The sequence below is a fragment of the Cellulomonas oligotrophica genome (genome assembly GCF_013409875.1).
Classification (GTDB): Bacteria; Actinomycetota; Actinomycetes; order Actinomycetales; family Cellulomonadaceae; genus Cellulomonas; species Cellulomonas oligotrophica.
The window spans coordinates 3,755,016-3,779,291 of record NZ_JACCBK010000001.1; the positions used below are offsets into that span (position 1 = coordinate 3,755,016).

General features: G+C 77.2%; 24 protein-coding genes. 15 read left to right on the top strand and 9 right to left on the bottom strand.

Annotated elements, in window-relative coordinates:
* The first annotated feature begins 66 nt into the window (after window positions 1-66).
* The 7 genes from BKA21_RS17195 to BKA21_RS17225 all read left to right on the top strand — a co-directional run bounded on the left by BKA21_RS17195 (window position 67) and on the right by BKA21_RS17225 (window position 9,086).
* Complete coding sequence (locus BKA21_RS17195) at window positions 67-1,386, top strand: SWIM zinc finger family protein (RefSeq protein ID WP_140460179.1); 1,320 nt, start codon at window positions 67-69, stop codon at window positions 1,384-1,386.
* Window positions 1,383-2,834 (top strand): DUF5691 domain-containing protein, encoded by a 1,452-nt coding sequence (locus tag BKA21_RS17200; RefSeq protein ID WP_170209095.1) that lies wholly within the window; start codon window positions 1,383-1,385, stop codon window positions 2,832-2,834. Before BKA21_RS17195 ends, BKA21_RS17200 begins: the two co-directional genes overlap by 4 nt.
* Window positions 2,831-3,922 carry an ATP-binding protein gene (locus tag BKA21_RS17205; protein ID WP_140460180.1) on the top strand — a complete coding sequence of 364 codons (1,092 nt, stop codon included), beginning with the start codon at window positions 2,831-2,833 and terminating at the stop codon, window positions 3,920-3,922. The genes BKA21_RS17200 and BKA21_RS17205 overlap by 4 nt, the downstream gene beginning before the upstream one ends.
* On the top strand, window positions 3,919-6,414 hold the full coding sequence (locus tag BKA21_RS17210) for a DUF5682 family protein (protein ID WP_179625400.1): 2,496 nt from the start codon (window positions 3,919-3,921) through the stop codon (window positions 6,412-6,414). The genes BKA21_RS17205 and BKA21_RS17210 overlap by 4 nt, the downstream gene beginning before the upstream one ends.
* A 20-nt stretch (window positions 6,415-6,434) precedes the next feature.
* On the top strand, window positions 6,435-7,667 hold the full coding sequence (locus tag BKA21_RS17215) for a VWA domain-containing protein (protein WP_239072895.1): 1,233 nt from the start codon (window positions 6,435-6,437) through the stop codon (window positions 7,665-7,667).
* Window positions 7,668-7,688: 21 nt separating this feature from the next.
* A complete protein-coding gene (locus BKA21_RS17220; protein ID WP_140460182.1) occupies window positions 7,689-8,438 on the top strand; it encodes a VOC family protein in 750 nt (249 codons plus the stop codon).
* 81 nt (window positions 8,439-8,519) lie between these two features.
* On the top strand, window positions 8,520-9,086 hold the full coding sequence (locus BKA21_RS17225) for a GNAT family N-acetyltransferase (RefSeq protein ID WP_140460183.1): 567 nt from the start codon (window positions 8,520-8,522) through the stop codon (window positions 9,084-9,086).
* Between the two features lie 36 nt (window positions 9,087-9,122).
* Here BKA21_RS17225 and dinB read toward each other — a convergent pair whose 3' ends face one another.
* Window positions 9,123-10,334, bottom strand: coding sequence for a DNA polymerase IV (gene dinB / locus BKA21_RS17230; protein WP_140460184.1), 1,212 nt, complete (start codon window positions 10,332-10,334; stop codon window positions 9,123-9,125).
* A gap of 70 nt (window positions 10,335-10,404) precedes the next feature.
* The gene (locus BKA21_RS17235; RefSeq protein WP_239072893.1) at window positions 10,405-11,382 is read right to left on the bottom strand and encodes a DUF2891 family protein; all 978 of its coding nucleotides are present in this window, start codon (window positions 11,380-11,382) and stop codon (window positions 10,405-10,407) included.
* A gap of 58 nt (window positions 11,383-11,440) precedes the next feature.
* Here BKA21_RS17235 and BKA21_RS17240 point away from each other — a divergent pair, with 58 nt between their 5' ends.
* Together BKA21_RS17240 and BKA21_RS17245 are read left to right on the top strand one after the other, a co-directional pair.
* The gene (locus tag BKA21_RS17240) at window positions 11,441-11,809 is read left to right on the top strand and encodes an ArsR/SmtB family transcription factor (protein WP_140460186.1); all 369 of its coding nucleotides are present in this window, start codon (window positions 11,441-11,443) and stop codon (window positions 11,807-11,809) included.
* Window positions 11,806-12,294: an SRPBCC family protein gene (locus BKA21_RS17245; RefSeq protein WP_140460187.1), complete on the top strand. Its 489-nt coding sequence runs from the start codon at window positions 11,806-11,808 to the stop codon at window positions 12,292-12,294. The genes BKA21_RS17240 and BKA21_RS17245 overlap by 4 nt, the downstream gene beginning before the upstream one ends.
* A 21-nt stretch (window positions 12,295-12,315) precedes the next feature.
* Here the strand turns inward: BKA21_RS17245 and BKA21_RS17250 are convergent, their stop codons facing one another.
* The 4 genes from BKA21_RS17250 to BKA21_RS17265 all read right to left on the bottom strand — a co-directional run bounded on the left by BKA21_RS17250 (window position 12,316) and on the right by BKA21_RS17265 (window position 14,775).
* Window positions 12,316-12,939 carry a TetR/AcrR family transcriptional regulator gene (locus tag BKA21_RS17250; RefSeq protein WP_140460188.1) on the bottom strand — a complete coding sequence of 208 codons (624 nt, stop codon included), beginning with the start codon at window positions 12,937-12,939 and terminating at the stop codon, window positions 12,316-12,318.
* On the bottom strand, window positions 12,936-13,406 hold the full coding sequence (locus tag BKA21_RS17255) for a DoxX family protein (protein ID WP_140460189.1): 471 nt from the start codon (window positions 13,404-13,406) through the stop codon (window positions 12,936-12,938). Before BKA21_RS17255 ends, BKA21_RS17250 begins: the two co-directional genes overlap by 4 nt.
* Window positions 13,403-13,840 carry an organic hydroperoxide resistance protein gene (locus tag BKA21_RS17260; RefSeq protein ID WP_140460190.1) on the bottom strand — a complete coding sequence of 146 codons (438 nt, stop codon included), beginning with the start codon at window positions 13,838-13,840 and terminating at the stop codon, window positions 13,403-13,405. The genes BKA21_RS17255 and BKA21_RS17260 overlap by 4 nt, the downstream gene beginning before the upstream one ends.
* A gap of 104 nt (window positions 13,841-13,944) precedes the next feature.
* Window positions 13,945-14,775 carry an MBL fold metallo-hydrolase gene (locus BKA21_RS17265; RefSeq protein WP_140460191.1) on the bottom strand — a complete coding sequence of 277 codons (831 nt, stop codon included), beginning with the start codon at window positions 14,773-14,775 and terminating at the stop codon, window positions 13,945-13,947.
* A 181-nt stretch (window positions 14,776-14,956) separates the two neighbouring features.
* Here BKA21_RS17265 and BKA21_RS17270 point away from each other — a divergent pair, with 181 nt between their 5' ends.
* The gene (locus BKA21_RS17270) at window positions 14,957-16,513 is read left to right on the top strand and encodes a methyl-accepting chemotaxis protein (protein ID WP_170209096.1); all 1,557 of its coding nucleotides are present in this window, start codon (window positions 14,957-14,959) and stop codon (window positions 16,511-16,513) included.
* A 44-nt stretch (window positions 16,514-16,557) separates the two neighbouring features.
* Here the strand turns inward: BKA21_RS17270 and BKA21_RS19125 are convergent, their stop codons facing one another.
* The gene (locus BKA21_RS19125) at window positions 16,558-17,142 is read right to left on the bottom strand and encodes a TetR/AcrR family transcriptional regulator (protein ID WP_140460193.1); all 585 of its coding nucleotides are present in this window, start codon (window positions 17,140-17,142) and stop codon (window positions 16,558-16,560) included.
* A gap of 87 nt (window positions 17,143-17,229) precedes the next feature.
* Between BKA21_RS19125 and BKA21_RS17280 the strand changes: the two genes are divergently transcribed.
* Both BKA21_RS17280 and rlmC read left to right on the top strand, forming a co-directional pair.
* On the top strand, window positions 17,230-17,616 hold the full coding sequence (locus tag BKA21_RS17280; protein WP_140460194.1) for a DUF1304 domain-containing protein: 387 nt from the start codon (window positions 17,230-17,232) through the stop codon (window positions 17,614-17,616).
* A 65-nt stretch (window positions 17,617-17,681) separates the two neighbouring features.
* Window positions 17,682-18,806: a 23S rRNA (uracil(747)-C(5))-methyltransferase RlmC gene (gene rlmC, locus BKA21_RS17285; protein ID WP_140460195.1), complete on the top strand. Its 1,125-nt coding sequence runs from the start codon at window positions 17,682-17,684 to the stop codon at window positions 18,804-18,806.
* Window positions 18,807-18,842: 36 nt separating this feature from the next.
* Here rlmC and BKA21_RS17290 read toward each other — a convergent pair whose 3' ends face one another.
* Window positions 18,843-19,880 (bottom strand): LLM class flavin-dependent oxidoreductase, encoded by a 1,038-nt coding sequence (locus BKA21_RS17290; RefSeq protein WP_308439091.1) that lies wholly within the window; start codon window positions 19,878-19,880, stop codon window positions 18,843-18,845.
* 168 nt (window positions 19,881-20,048) lie between these two features.
* Between BKA21_RS17290 and BKA21_RS17295 the strand changes: the two genes are divergently transcribed.
* Window positions 20,049-20,477, top strand: a complete 429-nt coding sequence (locus BKA21_RS17295; RefSeq protein ID WP_140460197.1) for a DUF5684 domain-containing protein — start codon at window positions 20,049-20,051, stop codon at window positions 20,475-20,477.
* A 224-nt stretch (window positions 20,478-20,701) separates the two neighbouring features.
* On the opposite strand, the gene BKA21_RS17300 is transcribed toward BKA21_RS17295, so the two are convergent.
* Window positions 20,702-22,006 carry an NYN domain-containing protein gene (locus BKA21_RS17300; protein WP_170209097.1) on the bottom strand — a complete coding sequence of 435 codons (1,305 nt, stop codon included), beginning with the start codon at window positions 22,004-22,006 and terminating at the stop codon, window positions 20,702-20,704.
* A 117-nt stretch (window positions 22,007-22,123) separates the two neighbouring features.
* On the opposite strand from BKA21_RS17300, the gene BKA21_RS17305 reads away from it, so the two are divergent.
* Window positions 22,124-22,393 (top strand): acylphosphatase, encoded by a 270-nt coding sequence (locus tag BKA21_RS17305; RefSeq protein WP_140460199.1) that lies wholly within the window; start codon window positions 22,124-22,126, stop codon window positions 22,391-22,393.
* Window positions 22,390-24,231 (top strand): threonine/serine exporter family protein, encoded by a 1,842-nt coding sequence (locus tag BKA21_RS17310; RefSeq protein ID WP_140460200.1) that lies wholly within the window; start codon window positions 22,390-22,392, stop codon window positions 24,229-24,231. Before BKA21_RS17305 ends, BKA21_RS17310 begins: the two co-directional genes overlap by 4 nt.
* Window positions 24,232-24,276 lie beyond the last annotated feature (45 nt).

The following is a 24,276-nucleotide window of genomic DNA, read 5'->3' on the forward strand; positions in this document are numbered from 1 at the left end:
GAACCCGCAGGCCCACGGGCCGCCCGGTGGTGACCGTGTCGGTGGCGGACGCTACCGTCCCGGCTCGTGGATCAGAGGTGGTCGGCCGAGCAGGTCGTCGCGCTCGCCCCCGACGCGTCGTCGGCGAAGGCGGGGCACAAGCTGTCGAGCCCCGGGCCGTGGTCGAGCACCGGGGCGAGCGCCCGCCCGGCCGCGCTGTGGGGTCTGTGCCAGGGCTCGGGCAGGACGCCCTACGCGACCGTCGTGGACCTCGCCGCCCCCGCGTACACGTGCTCGTGCCCGAGCCGGAAGTTCCCCTGCAAGCACGCCCTCGGGCTGCTGCTGCTCTGGTCGGCCGGGCACGTGCCCGACGTCGCCGAGCCCGCCGAGCACGCCGCCGCGTGGCTCGCGGCCCGTGCCGACCGGGCCGAGCGGGCGACGGCCGCACCGGCCCGGGCCCCGTCGGACCCCCGGGCCGCCGCCCGCCGTGCCGCCACGCGCGCCCGTCGTTCCGCCGAGGGTGTCGCGGACCTCGAACGGTGGCTGCACGACCAGGTCGAGCACGGCGTCGCCGGGGCCGACCGCGCCGGGTACGGACCCTACGAGCAGGTCGCCGCGCGCCTCGTCGACGCGCAGGCGCCCGGCCTGGCCGAGGCCGTGCGCCGCCTGCCCGCCGTCGCGGCGAGCGGGGAGGGCTGGCCCGCCCGCCTGCTCGACGAGCTCGCGCTGCTGCACCTGCTCGTCCGGGCGCACGGGCGGCTCGACGCGCTCGACCCCGCGCTCGCGGCGGTCGTGCGCCGCCGCGTCGGCGAGGCGACCCGGACGCAGGACGTGCTCGCCGCACCGGCCGAGCGCGACCGCTGGCAGGTCCTCGCGACCCGCGACGGCGCGGACGGGCGCGTGCGGTTCCGGCGCGTCCACGTGCGCGGCGAGCGCAGCGGGCAGGACCGCGTGGTCGTCGCCTTCGCCGCCTCGGGCCAGCCCCTGGAGGTGCCGCTGCTCGTCGGCACGCGCGTCGACGCCGACCTGCACGTGCACCCCGGCGACCCGACCCGCGCCGTCGTCGGCGCACGGCACGGCGAGCCCGAGACCCTGGGTCCCGTGACGGGCGTCCCGCTGGACGAGGCCGAGCGGGCCTGGTCGCAGGCCCTGACCGCCGACCCGTGGTGCACCGCGGCGCCCGTGGTCGTCGACGGTCTCGCACCGGTGCCCGGCCCCGGCGGCGGCGAGGACGGCTGGTCCGTCGTGGCCGACGGCGCCGGCGCCCTCCCGCTCGTGCCCTCGTCCCGACTGTGGCGCCTCCTCGCCGTCAGCGGGGGCCGGCCGGTCACCGTGGTCGGCGACCGGGTCCCGGCCGGGCTCGACCCCCTCGCGGCGTGGGACGGCACCGGGCTGGTGGCCCTGTGAGCGCCCGCGACGACCTCGTGACCGCGGGGCTGCTCGGGCTGCGCCGTCACCCCGTCAGCACCGACGGGCTGCCCGGTGCCGTCGGCGACGTGGTCCGCTCCCTGCCCGCGTCGGACGCCGCCCCGGCGCTGCTCGACGCGCTCGCGGTCGACGCCGTCGCGCGCCGGGCCGCGTCCGTGCCGCCGCGGGCGCCCGGGTCTGCCGGGGCCGTGGCGCCGCCCGAGGACGGCCGCGTGGCGGGTCCCGCCGCCGCTGCCCGCCTCACCGCGCTGCTCGCCCGGACCGACGCCCGCGGTCGGGCCCTGCTGACCGTGTGGCTCGCCGCCGCGGCGGAGCGGGGGGTCGTCGCGCCGGCGGCGGTGCTGCCCGAGCTGCTCGACCTCGCCGCAGGCCCGGCGGGCCCCGGGGCGGCCGTCGTCCCCGTGCTGGGCGCGCGCGGGCGTTGGCTCGCGGCCGCACGCCCCGGGTGGTCGGACGCGCTCGCGCGGCGCACCGCCGGGCGGACCGATGCGGACGCGGCACCGGACGAGGCCCGCGCGGCGATCGCCGACCCGACGTTCGGCCGTCGGCCGGCGTCCGAGCGTGCCGCGCTGGTCGACGCGCTGCACGCGGCGCTGGTGCGGTCGCCCGCCCGGCCCGACGACGAGGAGCTGCTCGTGAGGGCGCTGGCGGACCGGGCCGCGAGCGTGCGGCACGCCGCGGCACGCGCGCTGGTCGACCTTCCCGGGTCGGCGTTCGCCCGGCAGTGCCAGGACCGTGCGCTGGCCCTCGTGCGCCGCGAGCGCCGTGCCCTGCGCCAGGTGCTGGTCGTCGACCTGCCGGAGCCCGACGACGGGTCGCCGCTGCTGGGCCCCGGCACGACCGGCGGGCGGCGCGCCGCGCTGCTGGAGGCCCTCGTCGCCGCGACCCCGCCGCACCGGTGGGAGGAGCACCTGGGGGCCACGCCGGCCCAGCTGGTCGGGCGGACGGTCGACGGCGACCGGGACCGGGAGCTGCACGCCGGCTGGCGCGGCGCGGCCGTGCGCACCCGTGACGCCCGGTGGGCGGCCGCGCTGGTGGCGCGCCACGGGCCCGACCCCGGGCTGCTGCGGGTGCTGCCCCTCGCCGAGCAGGTCGAGGCGCTCGTCGCCCGGCTGCACGTGCGACGCGGCGTCCGTGACACCTCCACGCAGGGCGTCGAGGAGCTGTGGGACGTGCTGCCCACGCCCTGGCCCGACGCCGTGGTCGACGCCGCGATGCACTGGATGATCACCGGGCCGCCGCTGCCGGCGTGGTGGCAGACCGGCATCGGCGACCGGCTGGCGGTCGCCCTGAGCCCCGACCCCACCACCGAGGCGCGCGTGCGGGGCGCCTCGATGCGCACCACCGACCCCGCCACGATCGCCACCCTGCGGGACGTCGCCGACGTCCTGCTCGTCCGCCGACAGATGCTCGAGGAGCTGGCATGACCGACGTCGAGACCCTGCTGCGACCCCACGCCGAGCAGGCGTTCGCGCACGAGCTGGCCGCGCTCGACGCCGCCGACGACCGGCCCCGGCCGCCCGCGTGGAGGCTGTCGCCCTGGGCGGTCGTCACCTACCTGCTCGGCGGCACGCTGCCGGACGGCACGGTCGTCACCCCCAAGTACGTCGGTCCGCGCCGCGTCGTCGAGGTCGCCGTCGCGACTCTCGCCACGGACCGTGCGCTGCTGCTGCTGGGCGTGCCCGGCACGGCCAAGACGTGGGTGAGCGAGCACCTGGCGGCGGCGGTCTCGGGCAGCTCGACCCTCGTCGTGCAGGGCACGTCCGGCACGTCGGAGGACGCGATCCGCTACGGCTGGAACTACGCGCGGCTGCTCGCCGAGGGGCCGAGCGAGCGCGCGCTCGTGCCGTCGCCGGTGATGACCGCGATGCGCACGGCGTCGATCGCGCGGATCGAGGAGCTCACGCGCATCCCCTCGGACGTGCAGGACGCGCTCATCACGGTGCTGTCGGAGAAGTCCCTGCCCGTGCCCGAGCTGGGCACGGAGGTGCAGGCCGCGAAGGGCTTCAACGTCATCGCGACCGCCAACGACCGGGACCGCGGCGTCAACGAGCTGTCGTCCGCGCTGCGACGACGGTTCAACACCGTCGTGCTGCCGCTGCCCGCGACGCACGAGGAGGAGGTCGCGATCGTGACCCGCCGCGTCGAGCAGCTCGGGGTCGCGCTGGAGCTGCCGCCCGTGCCGGCCGCCGCCGACGAGATCCGCCGCGTGGTGACGGTGTTCCGCGAGCTGCGCTCCGGGCGCACCGTCGACGGCCGGCAGGCGCTGAAGAGCCCGTCGGGGACGCTGTCGACCGCCGAGGCGATCTCGGTCGTCGCGCACGGCATCGCCCTGGCCGCGCACTTCGGCGACGGCGTGCTGCGGCCCTCGGACGTCGCCGCCGGGATCCTCGGCTCGGTCGTCAAGGACCCCGTCGCCGACACCGCGGTGTGGGTGGAGTACCTCGAGTCCGTGGTGCGCGAGCGCGACGGGTGGCTGGACTTCTACGGCGCGTGCCGCGAGGTCACCGGATGACGACCGCCCCGGCCCGCCGCGCCCCGGCGGACGAGCCGCGCGTGCGGGTGCTCGGGGTGCGGCACCACGGGCCCGGCTCCGCACGTGCCGTGGCGGCCGAGCTCGACGCGTGGGCGCCGACCGTCGTGCTCGTCGAGGGTCCGGCCGACGCGGACCCGCTGCTGACCTTCGTGGGGCACGAGGCCATGCAGCCGCCCGTGGCCCTCCTCGCGACGACCGCCGACGAGCCCCGGCGCGCCGCGTGGTGGCCGTTCGCCGTGTTCTCGCCCGAGTGGCAGGCGCTGCGGTGGGCGGCCGAGCACGACGTGCCCGCACGGTTCGTCGACCTGCCCGCCGCCGTCTCCCTGGCCGTGGAGCATGACGCGCCGACGGAGGACCCTGCGCCGACGGAGGACCCTGCGCCGACGGAGGACCCTGCGCCGACGGAGGACCCTGCGCCCACGGAGGACCCTGCGCCCACGGAGGACCCTGCGCCCACGGAGGACCCCGCGCCGGCGGGAGACCCCACGCCGGACGAGGCCCCGGCGCCGGCCTGGGCCGAGCTCGACGCGGTGCGGACCGACCCCGTCGCGACGCTCGCGCGCGTCGCCGGGTACGACGACCCGGAGCGCTGGTGGGAGGACGTCGTCGAGCACCGGCCCGACGGCGCGACACCGTTCGACGTCCTGACGGAGGCGATGCAGGCGCTGCGCGAGGCCGCCGACGACGCGGCGGCGCGCGGCCCGCTCACGCGTGCGGCGGAGCACGCCGCGCTGCACGAGGCCCGCCGCGAGGCGCACATGCGCCAGCAGGTGCGGGCCGCGCTGCGCGAGGGGCACGAGCGCGTCGCCGTGGTCTGCGGCGCGTGGCACGCACCCGCGCTCACCGGTCGGCTCGGCCCCGCCGCGCCCGACGCCCGCCTCCTGACGGGCCTGCCGCGCCGCAGGGTCACGCTCACCTGGACCCCGTGGACGGCGTCCCGGCTGGCGTCGGCGTCCGGGTACGGCGCGGGCGTGGACTCCCCGGGGTGGTACCACCACCTGTACACCACCCCGGACGACGTCGTGGCCCGCTGGCTCGTGCAGGTCGCGGCCGTGCTGCGCGCCCGCGACCTGCCCGTGTCGTCGGCGCACGTCATCGAGGCGACCCGGCTGGCCCAGATGCTCGCCGTGGTGCGCGGCCGGCCCGCGGCCGGGCTCGCCGAGGTCACCGAGGCCACCCGCGCCGTGCTCTGCGAGGGCGACGACGCGCTGGTCGCGCACGTCACCGCCGAGCTCGTCGTCGGCGAGCGCATGGGCGCCGTGCCGGACGACGTGCCGACCGTGCCGCTCGAGGCGGACCTGCGCGCGAGCGCCCGGCGGCTGCGGCTCGCGTTCGACGCGGCGCCGCGCACCCTGGACCTCGACCTGCGCAAGGACACCGACCTCGCGCGCTCGCGCCTGCTGCACCGGCTGGCGCTGCTGCAGGTGCCGTGGGCGGTGCGGGAGCGGTCGGCGGCCCGGAGCACCGGCACGTTCCGCGAGACGTGGGTGCTGCGCTGGACCCCCGAGCTGGTGGTCGCGCTCGTCGAGGCGTCCACGTGGGGCACGGCCGTGGCCGAGGCGGCCGGCGCCCGGGTCGTCGCCGACGCGCAGGCCGCGGCGCTGCCGACCGTCACCGCGCTCGTCGAGGCGACGCTCGTCGCGGACCTGCCCGACGCTCTCGACCGGCTGCTGCCCGTGCTCGACGAGCGGGCTGCGCGCGACGGCGACGTCGCGCACCTGCTGCGCGCCCTGCCCCCGCTGGTGCGCGCGCACCGGTACTCCGACGTGCGCGGCACACGCGTCGACGCGCTCGCGCAGGTCGCCGACGCGCTCGTCGTGCGCGCCTGCGCCGCGCTGCCCGGTGCCGTCACGGGCCTGGACGACGACGCCGCGCGGGCGCTGCGGGAGGACCTCGACGCGGCGCACGACGCCGTGCGGCTGCGCGACCACGCCGACGGCACGACCCTGTGGCAGGCCACGCTCGGGCGTCTCTCGGGGCGCACCGACGTCTCCGGGGTGCTCGCCGGCCGGGCGACCCGGCTGCTGCTCGACGCGCGGGCGCTCGACGCCGAGGACGCCGCCGGCCGGTTCGGGCGTGCCCTCTCGCGCGGCACGCCGGCCCGCACGACGGCGGCCTGGGCGGAGGGGTTCCTCGACGGCGGCGGTCTGCTCCTGGCGGGGGACCGGACGCTGCTGGGCATGCTCGACGCGTGGGTGGCGCACCTGCGCGAGGAGGACTTCACCGACGTCCTGCCGCTGCTGCGCCGCACGTTCGGGGCCATGCCGGTGGGGGAGCGGCGGGCCGTGGGCGACGCGGTGCGCCGCCCGACGGCGCACGGTGCGGCGGCGGTCGACGACGACGTGGTGATCGACGCGGTGCTCGCGGCGGGCCCGCTCGCGACGGTCGCGCGGCTGCTCGGCGGGACCGTCCCGGACGGTGCGGGGGCTGCGTCGGCCCCGGCGCCGGTCGCGGCGGGGGCGGGGTCATGACGGCGGGCGACGGAGGCGGGGTGGACGTGCAGGCGACGGACCAGGCGCAGGGCGTGCCGCCGGGCGCGGGCGGGGACGCGGTCGACGAGGGCACCCGGCGGCGGCGCTGGCGGCTGCTGCTCGGCGAGGCCGGCACCCCCGACGCGGCCGGTGTGCCGCTCACCGACGCCCAGCGGGCCATGGACGAGGCGCTCGCCGCGCTCTACGACGACGGCGCACGTGGCTCGGGCGGCGGGGAGCGCGGCGCGGGGCTCGGCGGGTCGGCGCCGCGGGTCGCGCGGTGGCTGGGCGACATCCGCACGTACTTCCCGTCGACGGTCGTCGAGGTCATGCAGCGCGACGCCGTCGACCGGCTGGGGCTGCGGCGGCTGCTGCTCGAGCCCGAGCTCCTCGCCGCCGTGCAGCCCGACGTCGGCCTGGTGTCCACGCTCCTGCAGCTGCACCGCACGATGCCGGAGACGACGCGCAGCACGGCCCGGCACGTCGTCGCGCAGGTCGTCGCAGAGATCGAGCGCCGCATCGCGACGTCGACCCGGTCGGCCGTGACGGGCGCGCTGCGCGGGGACCGCACGCACCGCCCGCGCCCGCGGGACATCGACTGGGACGCCACGATCCGCGCCAACCTGGCGCACTGGCTGCCCGAGCACCGCACGGTCGTCCCGCACCGGCTCGTCGGGCGCTCACGGGCGCAGAGCATGGTCGCAAGGGACGTGGTGCTCGCCGTCGACCAGTCCGGGTCCATGGCCGAGTCGGTCGTGTACTCGGCGGTGTTCGGGGCGGTCCTGGCGTCGATGCGGTCGCTGCGGACGTCGCTGGTGGTGTTCGACACCAGCGTCGTCGACCTGACCGACCAGCTCGCCGACCCGGTGGACGTGCTGTTCTCCACGCAGCTGGGCGGCGGGACGGACATCAACCGGGCGGTCGCGTACTGCCAGTCGCTGGTCGCCCGCCCGACGGACACGATGTTCGTGCTGATCAGCGACCTGTACGAGGGCGGGGTCCGCGACGAGCTGCTCCGCCGGGTCGCGCAGATGGTGGCCTCGGGCGTGCAGGTGCTGGTGCTGCTGGCGCTGAGCGACTCGGGGGCGCCTTCCTACGACCGCGACAACGCGGCGGCGCTCGCGGCGCTCGGGGTGCCGGCGTTCGCGTGCACGCCCGACGTGTTCCCCGACCTGCTCGCCGTCGCCCTGGCCCGCGGCGACGTCGCGGGGTGGGTCGAGCGGTACGAGGAGGGGCGCGCCCTGGTCAGGTGAGAGGCGCGGTACGGTCCGCGCATGGCTGTGGTGTGGACGACCGCGTTCCTCGACCTCCCCGCACCGGTGCACGCGGTGGCGACCGAGTTCTGGCGGGCCGTCACCGGCGGCACCGTGTCGTCGTCGCGCGGAGAGGACGACCAGTTCGCGACCCTGCTGCCGCCCGACGGCGACGCCTACCTGGCGGTGCAACGGCTGGGGGATGCGCCGCGCGTGCACCTCGACCTGCACGTCGACGACGTCGCGCACGAGGCGGACCGGGCCGTGACCCTCGGCGCGGACGTCGTGCTGCGCGCCGACCACGTGGTGCTCCGTTCCCCGGGCGGGTTCGTCCTCTGCCTCGTCCCGGACCGCGGGGAGCGCACCCGTCCGGCGCCGGTGCCGGACGGGCACGGTGCGGTGCTGGTCGACCAGGTGAGCCTCGACGTCCCGGCGGGCGGACGTGCCGGCGAGCTGGACTTCTGGTCGGCGTTCACGCGCTGGCCGGCGCGCACGGGCTCGCGCCCGGAGATGACGGTCCTCGACCGCCCGGCGGGGATGCCGCTGCGGCTGATGCTGCACGAGCTCGGGGCGGACGACCCGCGCGAGGTGGTCACCGCGCACCTGGACCTGGCCTGCGGCCCGGACGTGGAGCAGGTCGCGGCGCACCACGTCGCGCTCGGGGCGGCACGGGTCGCCCCGGGGCACGGGTGGACGGTGCTGCGCGACCCCGCCGGGGCTGTGTACTGCCTGACGGGGCGCGACCCGGTCACCGGTCTCGTTCGGCCCTGACCCGTCCGTCCCTGACCCGTCCGGCGTCGTCCTGCGGCGCGGGGCACGCGCGTGTCGGGGCCCCTGCGTACGGTGCGAGGCATGGTGACCGACGTGCGGCCCGCGACGGGGCGGTTCGAGGACTTCGCGACCGTGGTGGGCACGCAGCGCCCGGACGCGGGTGGCTGCTGGTGCACGGCGTACCTGAACTCGTCGGTGCCGAACGCCGAGCGCCCGGCGTACATGCGGGACCGGTGCGCGAGCGACCCGGGCCCCGGCGTGCTGGTCTACGTCGACGAGGAGCCCGCCGGCTGGTGCTCGGTCGCGCCGCGCAGCACCTACCGGCGGCTCATGCGGTCGCGCACCATCCCGTTCGTCGACGAGCAGGACGTGTGGTCGGTGGTGTGCTTCGTCGTCCGGCCGGCGTTCCGGCGCCGCGGGCTCATGCACGTGCTGCTCGCCGGGGCCGTCGAGCACGCCGCCGCGCACGGTGCGCCGGCCGTCGAGGGGTACCCGGTCGAGACCGGGGGAACGCGGGTCGACACGATCTCGGGCTACGTGGGCACGGTCGAGCTGTTCGAGGCGGCGGGGTTCGTCCGCGCGGCGCCGACGCGCGCCCACAGCGGGCACCGCGAGCGCTGGCTGATGCGCCTGGAGCTGGGCTCCTGAGCCTGGTCGGCCTGCGGCGCGGCCGCGGGTCGGCGCTCAGCCGGGTGCCTCGGGGGCGGCGAAGCCCTCGCCGACGCGCAGCAGGCTCGCGCGCGTGAGCGTCCCGCTGCCGAACCGGGCGGCGACCGCGTCGACGGCGCCGTCGAGCCCGTCGCGGTCGGGACCGCCCAGCGCGAGGGTGGGCTGCACGACGTCGTCGGACGCGAGCTGCGTGACGGACACGCCCACGAGGGTGAGGCCGCGCTCGGCGACCCGGGGCGCGGCGTCGGCGAGGAGCCGCAGCGCGACGGCGGTGAGGTCGGCGCCGGACGCGGTGGCGTGCGGCAGGGAGTGCGAGCGGGTGGCGCGCGTGTAGTCGGCGAACCGCAGCCGCAGCACGACGGTGCGGGCGGTGCGGTGCCCGGCGCGCAGCCGCCGGCAGACGCGGTCGACGAGCCCGCGCAGCGCGGCGCGCACGTCGTCGGGCGTGTGCGGGCCGGGGCCGAGGGCGCGCTGGGCGCCGACGGACGTGCGCGTGCGGTCGGTGACGACGCGCTCGGGGGTGCGGCCGTGGACGACGGCGTGCAGGTGCCGGCCGGCGGCCGGGCCGAGGACGCCGACGAGCACGTGCTCGGGGAGCGCGGCGACGTCGCCGGCGGTGGCCAGCCCGTACGAGCGCAGGCGTGCGGCGGTGACGTCACCGACGCCCCAGAGCATCTCGACGGGCAGGGGGTGCAGGAAGGCGTCCTCACCGTCGGGCGGCACGTGCAGCAGTCCGTCGGGCTTGGCGACGCGGCTGGCGACCTTGGCGAGGAACGGGGTGCGGGCGACGCCGACGGTGATCGGCAGGCCGACCTCGGCGGCGACGCGGGCGCGCAGGCGTGCGGCCAGCTCGACGGGCGGGGCGTCGATGCGGTGCAGGCCGCGCACGTCGAGGAACGCCTCGTCGATGGAGACGCCCTGGACCTGCGGGGTGAGGTCGCGGAAGATCGCGAAGACGGCGCGGCTGGCCTCGACGTACGCGTCGAACCGCGGGGGCACGACGACGAGGTCGGGGCACAGCCGCCGGGCCTGCCGCCCGCCCATCGCGGTCCGCACCCCGCGGCGCTTGGCCTCGTAGGAGCAGGCGAGGACGACGCCGCCGCCGACCGCGACGGGCCGGCCGCGCAGCCGGGGGTCGTCGCGCTGCTCGACGGCCGCGTAGAAGGCGTCGAGGTCGGCGTGCAGCACGGCGGACCGCCCGGTCGGGTCGAACACGTGTTCGATCATCGCGCGCGGGTGCGACCGGCGCCAGGTCCCGTGCGGGTGACGTCCGTCGGGCGGGTCGGGGCCGGGGTGCTCAGCGGCTGGTCTGGGCGTCCCAGGCGAACGACGCGAGCCAGTGCGTGGCTACGAAGTCGGGCCGGTCGAGGGCGGGCAGGCCGTACGCGAGGAGCGCGTCGGCGGCCTCGGCGAGCGCCGGGCGGTCCAGGGCGCGGGCGAGCCGGTGCAGCGCGCCGGCGCGGGAGAGGTTGAGCCCGTCGAGGTGCACGGCGTGCCCGTCGGTGGGGTCGACGACGCTCGCGGGCGTGGTGAGGGCGAGCGGGTCGGGCAGGAAGGCGTCGAACCAGGCGGGCAGCTCGTCGGCGGGCAGCGTGCGGGCCATGAGGTCGGCCTCGCACAGCCCGGGGGAGAGGAAGTCGTGGCCGCTGGTCTCCCACCGGGTCGCCCAGGCGGTGTCGTCGACGAAGAGGCGCCGGGCCTGGGTGCGCAGCGCGGCCGCGTGCGCGTCGGCGCCGAGGTCCTCGGCGGCGGTGACGAGCAGGGCGAGCCCGAACGCCGTGGACGCGTGCGTGCCGTGCCGCACGGGCATCCCGGCCCGGGTGACCCACGGGACGGCGAGGTCGAGCACGGTCGCGGCCAGCGGGGCGGTGGCGTCGGCCCAGCGGGCGGCGTCGGGGTCGCCCGCGTCGGCGGCGGTGCGGCAGGTGGCGGCGAGCCGGGCCGCCCAGGCCCAGCCGTAGGGCCGCTCGAACGCGGGGTGCGCGCGCAGGTACGCCACCTCGCCGGCGATCGCGTCGGGGGTGAGGGTCCGGTCGAGCAGGTGGCGCAGGGCGTCGTCCCGGTGCCCCGAGGCGAGCACCTCGACGCCGAGCCAGTGCATGTGCACGCACGAGTGCCAGTCGAAGGAGGTGTGGAAGGCGGGGTAGAGCTCCGCGGGTGCGCGCACGTCGTCGGGCCCGTCCGCGAGGTGCACCAGGTGGTACGGCCAGCGGGTCGTGAGGTTGGCGCGGACGATCTCCGCGCAGGTCGCGGCGCTGACGTTCGGTGCACTCACGCGTCCCAGCCTCGCACGGGGTTGTCGGGCGGGGGGTACCGGCGTAACGTACAACCACATGGTTGTAGATCAGGTCCGGAGCAGTGACGACGTCGACCGGCTCTTCCACGCGCTCGCCGACGCCACGCGCCGCGACATCGTGCGGCGCGTGCTCCAGCAGGAGGCGTCCGTCTCGTCCCTGGCACGGCACTACGCCATGAGCTTCGCGGCGGTCCAGAAGCACGTGGCCGTCCTGGAGCGGGCGCACCTCGTCGTCAAGCAGCGGCGGGGGCGCGAGCAGGTCGTCCACGGGGACGTCGACGCCCTGCGCACCGCGACCCGGCTGCTGTCCGAGCTCGAGGAGCTCTGGCGGGGCCGCGTCGACCGCATGGAGGCCGTCCTGGCCGATCTCGACGACCCGCACCGACCCACCGGAGGAGCAGCATGAGCGTCGTCAGCACCACCCCCGACCCGCAGGCCCTGACCCTGACCCTCGTCGCCGACCTGGCCGCACCGCCCGTCCGGGCGTGGGCGCTGTGGGCCGACGCCCGCCGCCTCGAGCGGTGGTGGGGCCCGCCGACGTGGCCCGCCACCTTCGACTCCCACGACCTGCGCGCGGGCGGGACGGCGAAGTACCACATGACCGGCCCGGAGGGGGAGGTCGCGCGCGGCCACTGGCGCTTCGTGGCCGTCGACGAGCCCCGGGCGATCGAGATCGACGACGCCTTCGCCGGCGACGACGGCGAGCCCGACCCGACGATGCCCGTCACCCGCATGGTCGTGGCCCTCGAGGCCGGCGGCTCGGGCACGACCATGACGATCACGTCGCGCTTCGCCAGCGCGGAGCAGATGGAGCAGGTCGTCGCCATGGGCATGGCCGAGGGGATGGCCGAGGCGGTCGGCCAGATCGACGCGCTGCTCGCCGCCGCCTGAGCCGCGGGCGGTCGGGCGGGATCAGCCGCGCGCCCCCCGCACGACCGCCTCGCCGGCGGTGCGCAGCGCGCGGCCGACGGTCGCCGGGTCCACGCCGGGCCCGGCGGCCATCGCACCGTCGCGCAGCATGACCAGCTGCACCGCGACGTCGCTCGCCCCCCGCACGCCGAGCGCGGCGAGCAGCTCCGCGGCCGTGGCGCGCAGCCACGCCCGGTGGTCCTCGGCGACGCGGCGGACCGCGTGCTGCGGGTCGGGGTACTCGGCGACGGCGTTGAGGAACGGGCAGCCTCGGAAGCCCTCGCCGCACGCCTGCGCGGCCAGGTGCTCCGCGTACGCCTCCAGCACCCGGCCCGGCCCGAGGTGCGCCCGCCAGTCCTCGACCGCCGCCCGCTCGGCGGCGGCGACCGTGCCGAGGTAGGCGGCCACGAGGTCGTCCTTGGTGGGGAAGTGCCGGTAGAACGTCGCCTTGGTGACGCCCGCGTCGGCCATCACCGCGTCGGCGCTGACGGCCCGGATCCCCTCGCGGTAGAACCGGGGGCCCGCGGCGGCCAGGATGCGCCGCGCGGTGTCCGACTGCCCGCCGTCCCGCCGCGGCCGGCCCACGACCGGCGCGGCGGGATGGTCGAGCCCGACCGGAGACGTCATCGCCCGTCCCCGGGGCGGGCGGCCAGCGCGGCACGGTGCGCGCGGAACGCGCGCCACGCACCCGTCGACCACAGCGACCACAGCACCAGCACCACCTGGAACGGCAGGCGGGCCAGACGCTTGGCGTCCGTGTCCAGCCCGAACCCGTCCTTCTGCTCCAGGTACTGGGCGACGTTGCCGGGGAAGATCGCGACGAAGAAGAGCGCCGCCGCCGCGCCGACCCACGGCCGCCACCGGCGCGGCGCGAACGTCAGCGCCAGGCCCAGCGTGATCTCCACGACGCCCGACGCGAGCACGACCAGGTCGGGGTCGAGCGGCACCCACGACGGCACCTGCGCCTGGAACTCCTGCCGCGCGACCGTCAGGTGCGTGGTGCCGGCGAACGCGAGCGTCAGCCCGAGCCACACCCGGCCGACGGTGCGCGCGACCCCGTCGCGCGTGCTCGGGGCCGTGCTCGTCGTGCTCATCCGGCGTCCCCGTCGGTCGTCGTGGTCAGGCGCACCTCGATGTTGCCACGGGTCGCGTTGGAGTAGGGGCACACCTGGTGCGCGAGCTCGACGAGACGCTCGGCCTCGGCCTGCGCCAGCCCGCCGATCTCCACCTCGAGCGCAGCCTCGATCGTGTAGGCGCCGGACTCCAGCGGCAGCAGGCCGATCTGCGCGACGACGGCCGAGTCGCGCAGCGTGACGCGCTCGCGGGCGGCGACGGACTTCAGGGCGGAGTGGAAGCAGGACGCCCAGCCGGCGGCGAACAGCTGCTCGGGGTTGGTCCCGCCGCCCGGCCCGCCGATGGCGGCGGGGATCGCGAGGGTGACGTCGAGCAGACCGTCGTCCGACCGGGCGCGGCCTCCGGCGCGGCCCTCCCCGGTGGCGGTGGCGACGGCGGTGTAGACGGCGGGCATGGGTCCTCCAGAGGTAGACGTACTAGTTCGTCTACCTTACGTCGGCGGGGAGGGTGCGACCAGGCCGCAGGTCCCTGGCCCGCCGGCCCCGAGCGGTCCGACCGTCAGCTCCCGGCCACGATCGCGATCAGGCGGGCGTGGTCGGCCCGCGCCGCCGGGTCGGCCAGTCGCGGGTCGTCCGGGGTGCGTCCGCCGAGCACCGCGTCGAGGTACCGGCGGTCGGCGTCCAGGCGCGCCACGGGGTCGTGCGTCGGTGCACCGTGCCCGGGCACGAGCACGTCGGCGCGCGCGACCCACGGTGCGAGCGCGTCCAGCCCGGCGAGGTACGCCGGCACGTCGTCGGGGTCGAACGGCAGCGGCACCTCGACGTCGCTGAGCATGTCCCCGACCAGCAGCACGCCGCGCGCAGGCGCCCACAGCGCCGCGTGGCCCGGTGCGTGCGCGTCGTGCACCACCGCCAGCAGGTCCTCGTCCGGCCCGTCGGCGCCGAACGGCTCCGGCACCCGCAGCACCGTGCCCGCCCCGCCCGACCCGCCCGCCCCGCCCTGCGGCGACGCGGAGCCGCCCGGCAGCGGCCGCACGTCCCCGAACCGCTCGACGAGGTCGGCGGGCCACGGGCCCTCGGCGGTCAGGTCCGCCAGCAGCGCAGCCCGGTCCCGGGTCGCCACCGCGCACGTGCCGGTCGACGCCCATCGTGGCGCCGCGCCGAAGCGCGGGTGCCACAGCAGGTGGTCGTGGTGGGCGTGCGTGCTGAACCCCGCGGTGACGCGCACGTCCAGGGCGTCCAGGTCGTCGGCGATCCCGGACAGCTCGTCGGGCCACCACGCCGGGTCGACGAGCACGCCCCGGCCACCCGTGACCAGCAGCGTCGACGTCGTCGACATCGTCCTGCTCGACGCCACGAGCACGCCGTCCGCCACCCGCAGCAGCCGCACCCCCCGACGCTAGCGGCCGCGCGGCGCCGGGGCAGCCTTCTCACCCGCGCGCGGGACGAACGTCCCCGGGCCCGACGGCCCGCCGCGCCGATCGGACGGGGAACGCGAACAGGTTCACCAGGGGGAGCACGCCGTGCTGCAGCGAGTCAACGTCCTACGTCATGCGAGCACGAGGGTGCAGGTGCTCGCCGTCGCCGCCGTCGCGGTGCTCGTCGCCCTCGTCGTCGGCCTGCTCGGGCTCAGCGCCCTCGGGACCACCCGGGACGCCACGGTCACCATGTACGAGGACGACGTCCAGTCGATCCTCGACGCCGCGGTCATGCGCCGCGCGACCAACGAGATGCGCCTCAACGTCGTCAACCAGGCCCTCGCCTTCACCGACGAGGACATGGACACCTACGAGGAGCTCGCCCGGGCCTCGCAGGCCGAGGCCCGCGAGGCCGCGGCGAGCTACGAGGCCCGCGCGGCGCAGGACCCGGAGCGCCAGGCCTGGGTGGCGGACTACCTCACCGCGCTCGACGCCTACACCGTCGTCCTGGAGGACAAGCTCCTCCCGCTCGGGCGCGTCAGCGACACCGAGCAGTGGGTGCAGGTCCGCGACGAGGAGGCCGGCCCCGCGATCGACGCGATGATGACCGCCGTCGTCGCCATGGTCGAGGACGCGAAGGCCGACGCCGCCGCCACGTCCGCCGCCGCCGAGCAGTCCTACGCGTCGAACCGGGTGCAGGTCCTGCTGCTGCTCGCCGTCGGGGTCGCGGTCGCCGTCCTGGTCGCGTTCGCCGTCGCCGGCTCCATCGTCGGCGGGCTGCGCCGCGTCGAGCACGTCGCCCGTGCCCTGGCCACCGGCGACCTGACCCAGACCGCCGCCCTGACCACCCGCGACGAGACCGGCAACGTCGGGCGCGCGCTCGACGACGCCGTCACCACGCTGCGCGGCGTGCTGGCCGAGATCGACGCGTCCTCGATGGCGCTCGCGGGTGCCGCCGAGCAGCTGTCCGCCGTCTCCGGGCAGACCGGGTCGAGCGCCGAGGAGACCTCCGCGCAGGCGGCCGCCGTCTCCGCCGCCGCCGCCCAGGTCTCGGCGAACACGCAGGCCGTCGCGGCCGGCGTCGAGGAGATGGGCGCGTCCATCAAGGAGATCTCGTCCAGCGCCACCGGTGCGGTGCGCGTCGCCGAGGAGGCCGTGCGCGCCACCTCCACGGCCGGGCAGACCATCGACCGGCTCGGCGTGTCGAGCCAGGAGATCGGCAACGTCGTCAAGCTCATCACGCAGATCGCCGAGCAGACCAACCTGCTGGCCCTGAACGCCACGATCGAGGCCGCGCGTGCGGGCGAGGCCGGCAAGGGGTTCGCGGTCGTCGCCGGCGAGGTCAAGGAGCTCGCCCAGGAGACGGCCAAGGCCACGGGCGAGATCGCCCAGCGCGTGGAGTCGATCCAGGTCGACACCCGGGCCGCGGTCGACGCGATCGGGTCGATCGAGGAGGTCATCGGCTCGATCAGCGACCACCAGTCGACCATCGCGTCCGCCGTCGAGGAGCAGACCGCCACGACCGCCGAGATCAGCCGGTCGGTCGCCGAGGCGGCCGGGGGCTCCGGCGACATCGCCGCGAACATCGAGGGCGTCACGACCGCCGCCGAGCTGACCGCGCGGGCGGCCGTCGAGTCGGCCCAGGCCGTCGGCGAGGTCGCCCGCATGTCGGCCGACCTCAAGGGCATGGTGGCGCGCTTCACGGTGTGACGGTGCGCGGGCCCCGCAGCGGCGGGGCCCGCGTCCGTGGCGCCTCAGGCGTCCCAGTCCCCGACCTGCCGGGCGGCCGAGCGCAGCAGCGCGGCCGCGGCGCCCGGGTCGACGCGGGCCAGCGTCAGCCCTGCGACCTGCAGACCGGTGAGCAGCGCCGCGCGGTGGGCGCGCGCGTCGTCGTCCAGCCCGGGCCAGCGGTGCCCGACCGCGGCGCCCATGGCGGCGGTCACGCGCTCGCGGTAGGCGGCCACGGTCGCCCGTGCGTGCGGGTCGCGGCCCGCGAGCCCGGCCGCGACGCCCAGCAGCAGGCACCCCTGCCGCGGGTCGTCGGCCGCCCGCGCCCCCACCGTGCGGGCGAGGCGCTCGAAGTGCCGGGGGAGCGTCGCCGCACCGGGGTCCTCCCGCAGCGGGCGCAGCAGCGGCTCCACGACCGTCGCCAGGTAGTCCTCGACGGCAGCGTCGAAGAGGCCGTGCTTGCTGGTGAAAGCGTGGTACAGGCTCGACCGCGACAGGCCGGTGGCGTCCTCGAGGTCGGTCAGCGACGTCGCGTCGTAGCCGCGCGCCCAGAAGACGTCGCGGGCGGCCGTCACGGCCTGCGCGTGGTCGAACGAGGGCGGTCGGCCCACGGCCCCTCCCGGGTGCGGTCGACGGTGGTGCTGGAACGATCGGTACAGTACATTGTGTACCGATCGATTCAGAAAAGGGAGGGCCTCGTGCTCACGCTCGGACTGGTGCTCGTGGCGCTCGGCGCCCTGCTGCACGTGTGGATCTTCGTCCTGGAGTCGCTGCTGTGGACCGCGCCCGTCGCGCGCCGCACCTTCGGCGGAACACCGGAGCAGGCCCGGGCGACGGCAGAGATGGCCTGGAACCAGGGCTTCTACAACCTGTTCCTCGCGGTCGTCGCCGGCGTCGGCGTCGCCCTCGTCGCCACCGGCGACCGCTCCGCCGGCGTCGCCCTCGTGCTCGCCGGCGCGGGGTCGATGGTGCTGGCCGGCGTCGTCCTCGTCGCCCGCACGCCGTCGCGGCTGCGCTCCGGCCTCACGCAGGCCGCGCTGCCCGCGCTCGGGCTGGTCGCGCTCGCGGTCGCGCTGCTCGGCTGAGCGCCGCGCCCGGCCCGCCGGTGGCGCCCGTCGGGCGCGACCGGCCCGGCCCGTAGTCTGGGGCGGTGCGCTGCGGGTACTTCGACGCGGGGACGTGCCGCTCGTGCACGCTCCTCGAGCGCCCCTACCCCGCGCAGGTCGCCGGCAAGCAGCAGCACGTGCGCACCCTGCTCGGCGACCCGCCCGACCTGCACTGGCTCCCGCCGGTCACGAGCACCGAGGCGGGGTTCCGCAACAAGGCCAAGATGGTCGTCGGCGGCACCGTCGACGCCCCTACGCTCGGCATCCTCGACGCCGACGGCCACGGGGTCGACCTGCAGGGGTGCCCGCTCTACCCGCCCGCCCTGACCGCGGCCCTGGCGCCCCTGGCCGCGTTCGTCACCCGCGCGCGGATCGAGCCCTACGACGTCCCCGCCCGCCGCGGGGAGCTCAAGCACGTGCTCGTCACGGTCTCGCCCGACGACGAGCTGATGGTCCGGCTCGTGCTGCGCAGCACCGAGGCGCTGGCCCGCATCCGCAAGCACCTGCCGTGGCTGCAGGACGCGCTGCCCGGCCTCGTCGTCGCGTCCGTCAACGTGCAGCCCGCGCACGCGGCCGTGCTCGAAGGGCCGGACGAGATCGTGCTGACGGCGCACGACACCCTGCGCATGCGGGTCAACCACCTCGACCTCCACCTGCGCACCCGCAGCTTCTTCCAGACCAGCACGGACGTCGCCGCGGCGCTGTACCGGCAGGCCGCCGCCTGGACCGACGAGCTCGCGCCCGCGAGCGTGTGGGACCTGTACTGCGGCGTCGGCGGGTTCGCCCTGCACCTCGCCGCGCCCGGGCGGCACGTGCTCGGGGTCGAGACCAGCGCCGAGGCGGTCGTCGGCGCCCGTCGCAGCGCCGCCGACGCCGGCCTCGTCGACGTGCGCTTCGAGGCGGGCGACGCCACCGCCGCGGCGCTCGGCGCGTCGACGCCGCCGGACCTCGTCGTGGTGAACCCCCCGCGCCGGGGCATCGGGCCCGAGCTGGCCGGCTGGCTGGAGGCGTCCGGGGTCGAGCACGTCCTGTACTCCTCGTGCCACGCGGGGTCGCTCGCCCGCGACCTGGCAGCGATGCCGTCGCTGCGCCCGCGGCGCGCCCAGCTGCTCGACATGTTCCCGCACACGAGCCACTACGAGGTCCTCACCCACCTCGCCCGCACCTGACCCGCGCGGCGAGGCCGCGCGGGTCGGCAAGGCCCGTCAGGCGAGGGCGTCCGCGAGGAGGCGGAGCGTGGCCTCCCGGGCCGGCGAGCGGTCGGCGGGCGTGCCGCGCACCGCCCCGGCCACCGGGGTGACCATCACCTCGTCCGTGCCGAGCCGCTCCGCCAGCTCACGGACCTGCGCCGCCGCCCCGGCCGGGTCGTCGACCACCCACGACGCGGTGACCGCCGCGAGCGCGGCGTCCGCCGACGCGGGCAGGGGAGCGGCCTCGGCGTCCTCGACGAGCTCCTGCGGCTCCAGCCGCACGCCCTGCCGCAGCCGCCACATGGTGCGCACCTGCGGGAGCGCGAGCCGGCGGGCCTCCTCGGCCGTGGGCGCGACCGCGGCGTTGACCACGGCGATCGTGCGCGGTGCGGCCAGCTCGTCCGAGGGCACGAAGGTGCGGCGGTACAGCGCGACGGCCTCGTCGGTGCCGCGCCCGGCGAAGTGGTGGGCGAACACGTACGGCAGCCCGAGCCGCCCGGCGAGCTGGGCGGAGTACGACGACGAGCCCAGCAGCCACACCTGCGGCACGGTGGTGGCGCGCGGTGTCGCCCGCAGGGGGTAGGTGCCGGTGCCGACCCGGACCACCACCCCGTCGGGCCGGACCAGGGAGCGGAGGGTCTCGACGTCCTCGTCGAAGGTGTCGACGCCGTCTCCGCCGGACTGCCCGCGCCGCAGCACGTGGCTCGTCACGGGGTCCGAGCCCGGGGCGCGGCCCAGGCCCACGTCGATGCGGCCGGGGTGCGCGGCCTCGAGCAGGGCGATCTGCTCGGCGACCACCAGCGGGGCGTGGTTCGGCAGCATGACGCCGCCCGACCCGACCCGGACCCGCGTCGTCGCCGCCGCGACCATCGACATGAGCAGGGGTGCGTTGGTGGCGGCGACCGCGGGCATGTTGTGGTGCTCGGCCACCCAGTAGCGGTGCGCCCCGACCTCGTCCGCGACGCGGGCCAGCGCGAGCGTGGCCGCCAGCGCGTCGGCGGTGCTCTGGTCGGATCGGACGGGCACGAGGTCCAGCACGGAGAGGGTCGTCACCCTGGTCCCAACCGGGTGCGGCGTCCGGGGCATTCCGTGACGAGAGCCACGGGCGCAGCCCGTCGGAACGGGGAGCAGGCACGACCTGTGCTCCCCGTGTGATCAGAACGGGTGAAATCTGTGAGAACCGGGCACTTCGCCGTGCCCGGCACCGCTACGTTTCGCGCCATGCTCACGCTTCTGTCCCAGACCACCACGACGGTGGACCCGGCCGCGGCCGCCGGTGCCCTCGTCGGCTCGCTCATCTCGATCGTCATCGCCCTCGTCGTCGTGGGCCTGCCCGTCGGCGGGATCTTCGTCAAGGCCGGCGAGGACCGCTGGAAGGGCTTCGTCCCGCTCTACAACACGCTCGTGCTGCTGAAGATCGTCGGCCGCCCGTGGTGGTGGTTCCTGCTCCTCTTCGTCCCGGTCGTCAACGTCGTGGTGATGATCCTGCTCATGAACGACCTGTCGCGGTCCTTCGGCCACGGCACGGGCTTCACGGTCGGGCTCGTGCTCCTGACGATCGTCTTCTACTACGTCCTGTGGCTCGACTCGAGCACCTACCGCGGCCCGGCCGCCCTCGCCGCCCCCACGGCGGCCCCCGCCCAGGCCTGACCGGCCCGGTCGACCGCACCGCCGGTCGCCCCGTCGACCACCCGCCCGCCGACCCCGTCGTCGGTGACGTCACCGCTCCTGGTGCCGTCACGGACGACGGGCTCGGCGGGCGTCGTCGTCCCGGTCGGCTCGCACCCCCACCGCCGAGCCCGTGATCGCCGGTGGGCCGGCTGGCGACGACGTCACCGATGACGGGGTCGGCGGGGTGGGTCGGGGGCGGGGGATCAGTCCAGGAGGCCGCCCGTGACCCAGGTGCGGATCGCCGTCACGTCGCCGGCCGTGAGGTCCATGCGGGCGCCGCGGCACAGACCCACCACGTTGTCCGCCCACGCCGACGCGATCGGTCCCACACCGGGGCGGGCGTCGAGCGACAGGCCCGTGTAGAGCACGCCGGACAGCACGAAGTTCACCGTCGACCGGCCCACCATGGCTCCCGCGGACTGGCAGGCCTCGTAGACCCGTCGCGTCGTGGCCTGCCGGTCGAACGCGTGCGCCGCGACGTCCTTGGCCAGCGTCTCCAGCAGCACGCGGTAGTGCCGCTGGCTGAGCCCCGGGGTGTCGGTCACCGCGATGACCTGCCGCTGCAGCGCCGTGGGGTCCGCGTCCGCGACGGCCCCGGGCAGGTCCGCCTCGCCGAAGCGCTGCGGGTCCCACACGTGACCCGGCGGGCGCGTCGACACCGCGACCTCGGGCACGGCCCGGGCCAGCCACGCGGCGAACCCGCCCGCACCCGCCCACCCGGTGCCGCCGAGCGCGGGGTCGGCGTCGAGCGCGACCTGCGCCACCGCGCCCAGGGTCATCGGCCGGTCCGCGCGGCGCACCGTGCGGAGCACCGCCTTGCGGGCCCGGGCGTCGGACGTCGCCAGCACGGCCGCGACGTCGGGCTCCGGCTCCGTGCTGCGCTGCGCGGGCAGCTCGGCGGTGCGCGCCGCCGGTGCGGCCGCCGGGGGCACCACCACGGGCGCGACGGGCGGCTGGTCCAGGGGCGTGACCGACGGGCTCACGAGGTCGGCGAGGGCGTCGGCGCCGATCACCTGGTCCGCGACGGCGCGGTAGGCGCTGGCCGCCGGGCTCGCCGTGATGATCGTGACGCGGCGGTCGTCGGCGCGGCAGCGCTGTGCGAGCGGCGTGAAGTCCGCGTCGGCCGAGACGATGACGAACTCGTCGTACCGGGTGCGCGCCGCGAGCGCGTCGACCGCGTCGAGCACGAGGTTGATGTCGGCGCTGGACTTGCCCTGCTGCGTCAGCGACGGGCAGTCCACGACCTGGAAGCCGGCGCGCGTGAAGTTCGGCCGGTACCGGGAGTACACCGACGGGTTGAGGTAGCAGGCGAGCACGAGGAACCGGCGCGTGATCTCCCCGTCCGTGCCCGACCCGTGCGCCAGCTCGGCCAGCCAGTGGCCCGGGTCCGTCGCGAACGCCTCCGCCGCCTCGGCGTCGAGCCGGGTCAGGCCGATGTAGACGTTGTCGAAGTCGACGAACAACGCCGATCGCAGGTGGCGGGGCGTACGGGTCTCGGAGACGGTCACGGACCCATCCTGCCCGCCCGGCGGCCGTGACGACGTGCGAGGACGACGTGCGTCGGTAGCCTCGACGCGGACGGGCCGCCGGTCCGCCCCTGGCCGCGCACCCCGGAGGACCTGCCCGTGATCCGTCGTCGAGCCGTCGTGCACGGGCTCGTGCAGGGCGTCGGGTTCCGCTGGTCCGCGGCGCGCGAGGCCGCACGCCTCGGTGTGGCCGGCTGGGTGCGCAACCGGCCCGACGGCACCGTCGAGGCCGCGGTCGAGGGCCCTGCAGGCGACGTCGAGGCCATGCTGCGCTGGCTCGGCCACGGACCGGCCGGTGCTGTGGTCCGCGCGGTCGACGTCGCCGACGAGGAGCCGACGGGCACGACGGGGTTCGTGGTCGAGCCGTGACGGCCGCAGCCCCGGCCGACGACCTGGCCCCGGCCGACGCCCTCGCGCCGGACGGCACGGCACCGGCCGCGCCGGGCGCCGCCACCGCGACCGCGACCCCCGCGCCGGACACGACCACCGTGCCCACCGCCGTCCCCACGACGGCTCCCGCGGCGCCCCCGACCGACGACGCCACCCCCGGCCCGGACCCCGCAGCCACCACCACGCCCGTCCCCACGTCGCCGGCCACGACCGCCCCGGCCGTGCCGTCGGCCCCGGTGACCCCGCCGGGGCAGTCGCCGAGCGCGACCACGACCACGCCGGCGGTCGAGGTGCCCGCCTTCACGTCGCCGCCCGCCGTGACGGCGTCGGGCCTGCCGGCCGGTGCGCTCGTCGTCGCCGCGCTCGTGCTGCTCGCCGTGACCGTGCTGGTGGTGGCCCTGTGGCGGTCGACGCGGCGGACCGGCGCGGAGCCGGCCGGTCCGCACGCCGCGACCCCCGGCGACGACGGCGGACCGGCCACGCTCGTGCTCCCCGCCCCGGAGCGCGCGGGGTCGGAGGACCCGGACGCCCCGCCGCCGGCCGTCGACGTCGTCGCCGCCGACCCGCACCCCGCGGCGCGGCAGGCGGAGACCGTCCGGTTCCTCGTGGCGCTCGGGCAGGCGCTCGTCGACTCCTCGGCGCCGATCGTCCAGGTCAACCGGACGCTGGAACGGGTCGCCGCCGTCAACGACCTCCCGGACACGCAGGTCGTGACCTTCCCGACCGCGCTGCTCGTGTCCGTCGCCGGGGAGGGCGGCGTGCACACGGCGGTGTCCGGCGCCGGGGCGCGGACCCTGCGCCTCGACCAGGTGCAGGACGTCCTCGACCTCGCCGCCGGTGCGGTGCGCGGCGACGTGCGTCCCCGTGACGGGCTCGGCGCGCTCGCCACGACGCTCGCCGCGCCACCGCCGTCGACCCCGCTGGTCCGCCTGGTCGGCTACCTCGCGATCGCCGCGGGCCTGTCGATGGTGCTCGGCGGCGGGTGGGCGGACGTGCTCGTCGCGACGGTGCTGGGCGGGGCCGTCGCCGCGGTCGTGCTGCTGACGGGCCGGGTGCCGGGCGCCTACCAGGGGCTGCTCGTCGCGGCGTGCGCGTTCCTCGTGTCCGTGCCGGTGCTGCTGCTCGCGCGCACGGGGCTGCCCGTGGGCCTGCTCGCCCCGCTCGTCGCGCCGCTGGTGACGTTCCTGCCGGGTGCGCAGCTCACCACCGGGGTGATCGACCTGGCCACGCGGCAGATGATCGCCGGGTCCGCGCGCCTGGCCGCGGGCGTCATGCAGCTCGTGCTCCTCGCGCTGGGCATCACCGCGGCGGCCGGGCTCGTGGGCGTCCCGGCCACCGAGGTCGGCACGGCCAGCGCGCACCCGCTGGGCTGGGCGGGCCCCTGGGTCGGGGTGCTGGTGTACGCGGTCGGGGTGGTGCTGCACAACGACGCACGACGCACGTCGCTGCCCTGGATCGCGGTGGTGCTGCTCACCGCGTACGCCGGGCAGGTCGTCGGCGGGCTGCTGCTCGGCGCGGTCGTCTCCGCGTTCGTGGGTGCCCTGGCGATGACGCCGGTGGCGATGCTCGCGGCCTCGCGCACGCGCGGCCCGGCGTTCCTCGTCGCGTTCCTGCCCGGGTTCTGGGTGCTCGTGCCCGGGGCGCTCGGGCTGGTGGGCGTCACGTCGGCGCTCGGCCAGGGCACGGAGCAGGCGGTGACGACCATCGTGACGACCGGCACCACCATGGTCGCGATCAGCCTCGGCGTGCTCGCGGGTCTCGCGCTGGGGGCGGGCCTGCAGCGTCGCCTCGCGCCGGACGCCCCCGCGATCCTGTGACGGCGGGCGCCGGGCACGCGCGCCGTGGCACCATCAGCCCCGGCG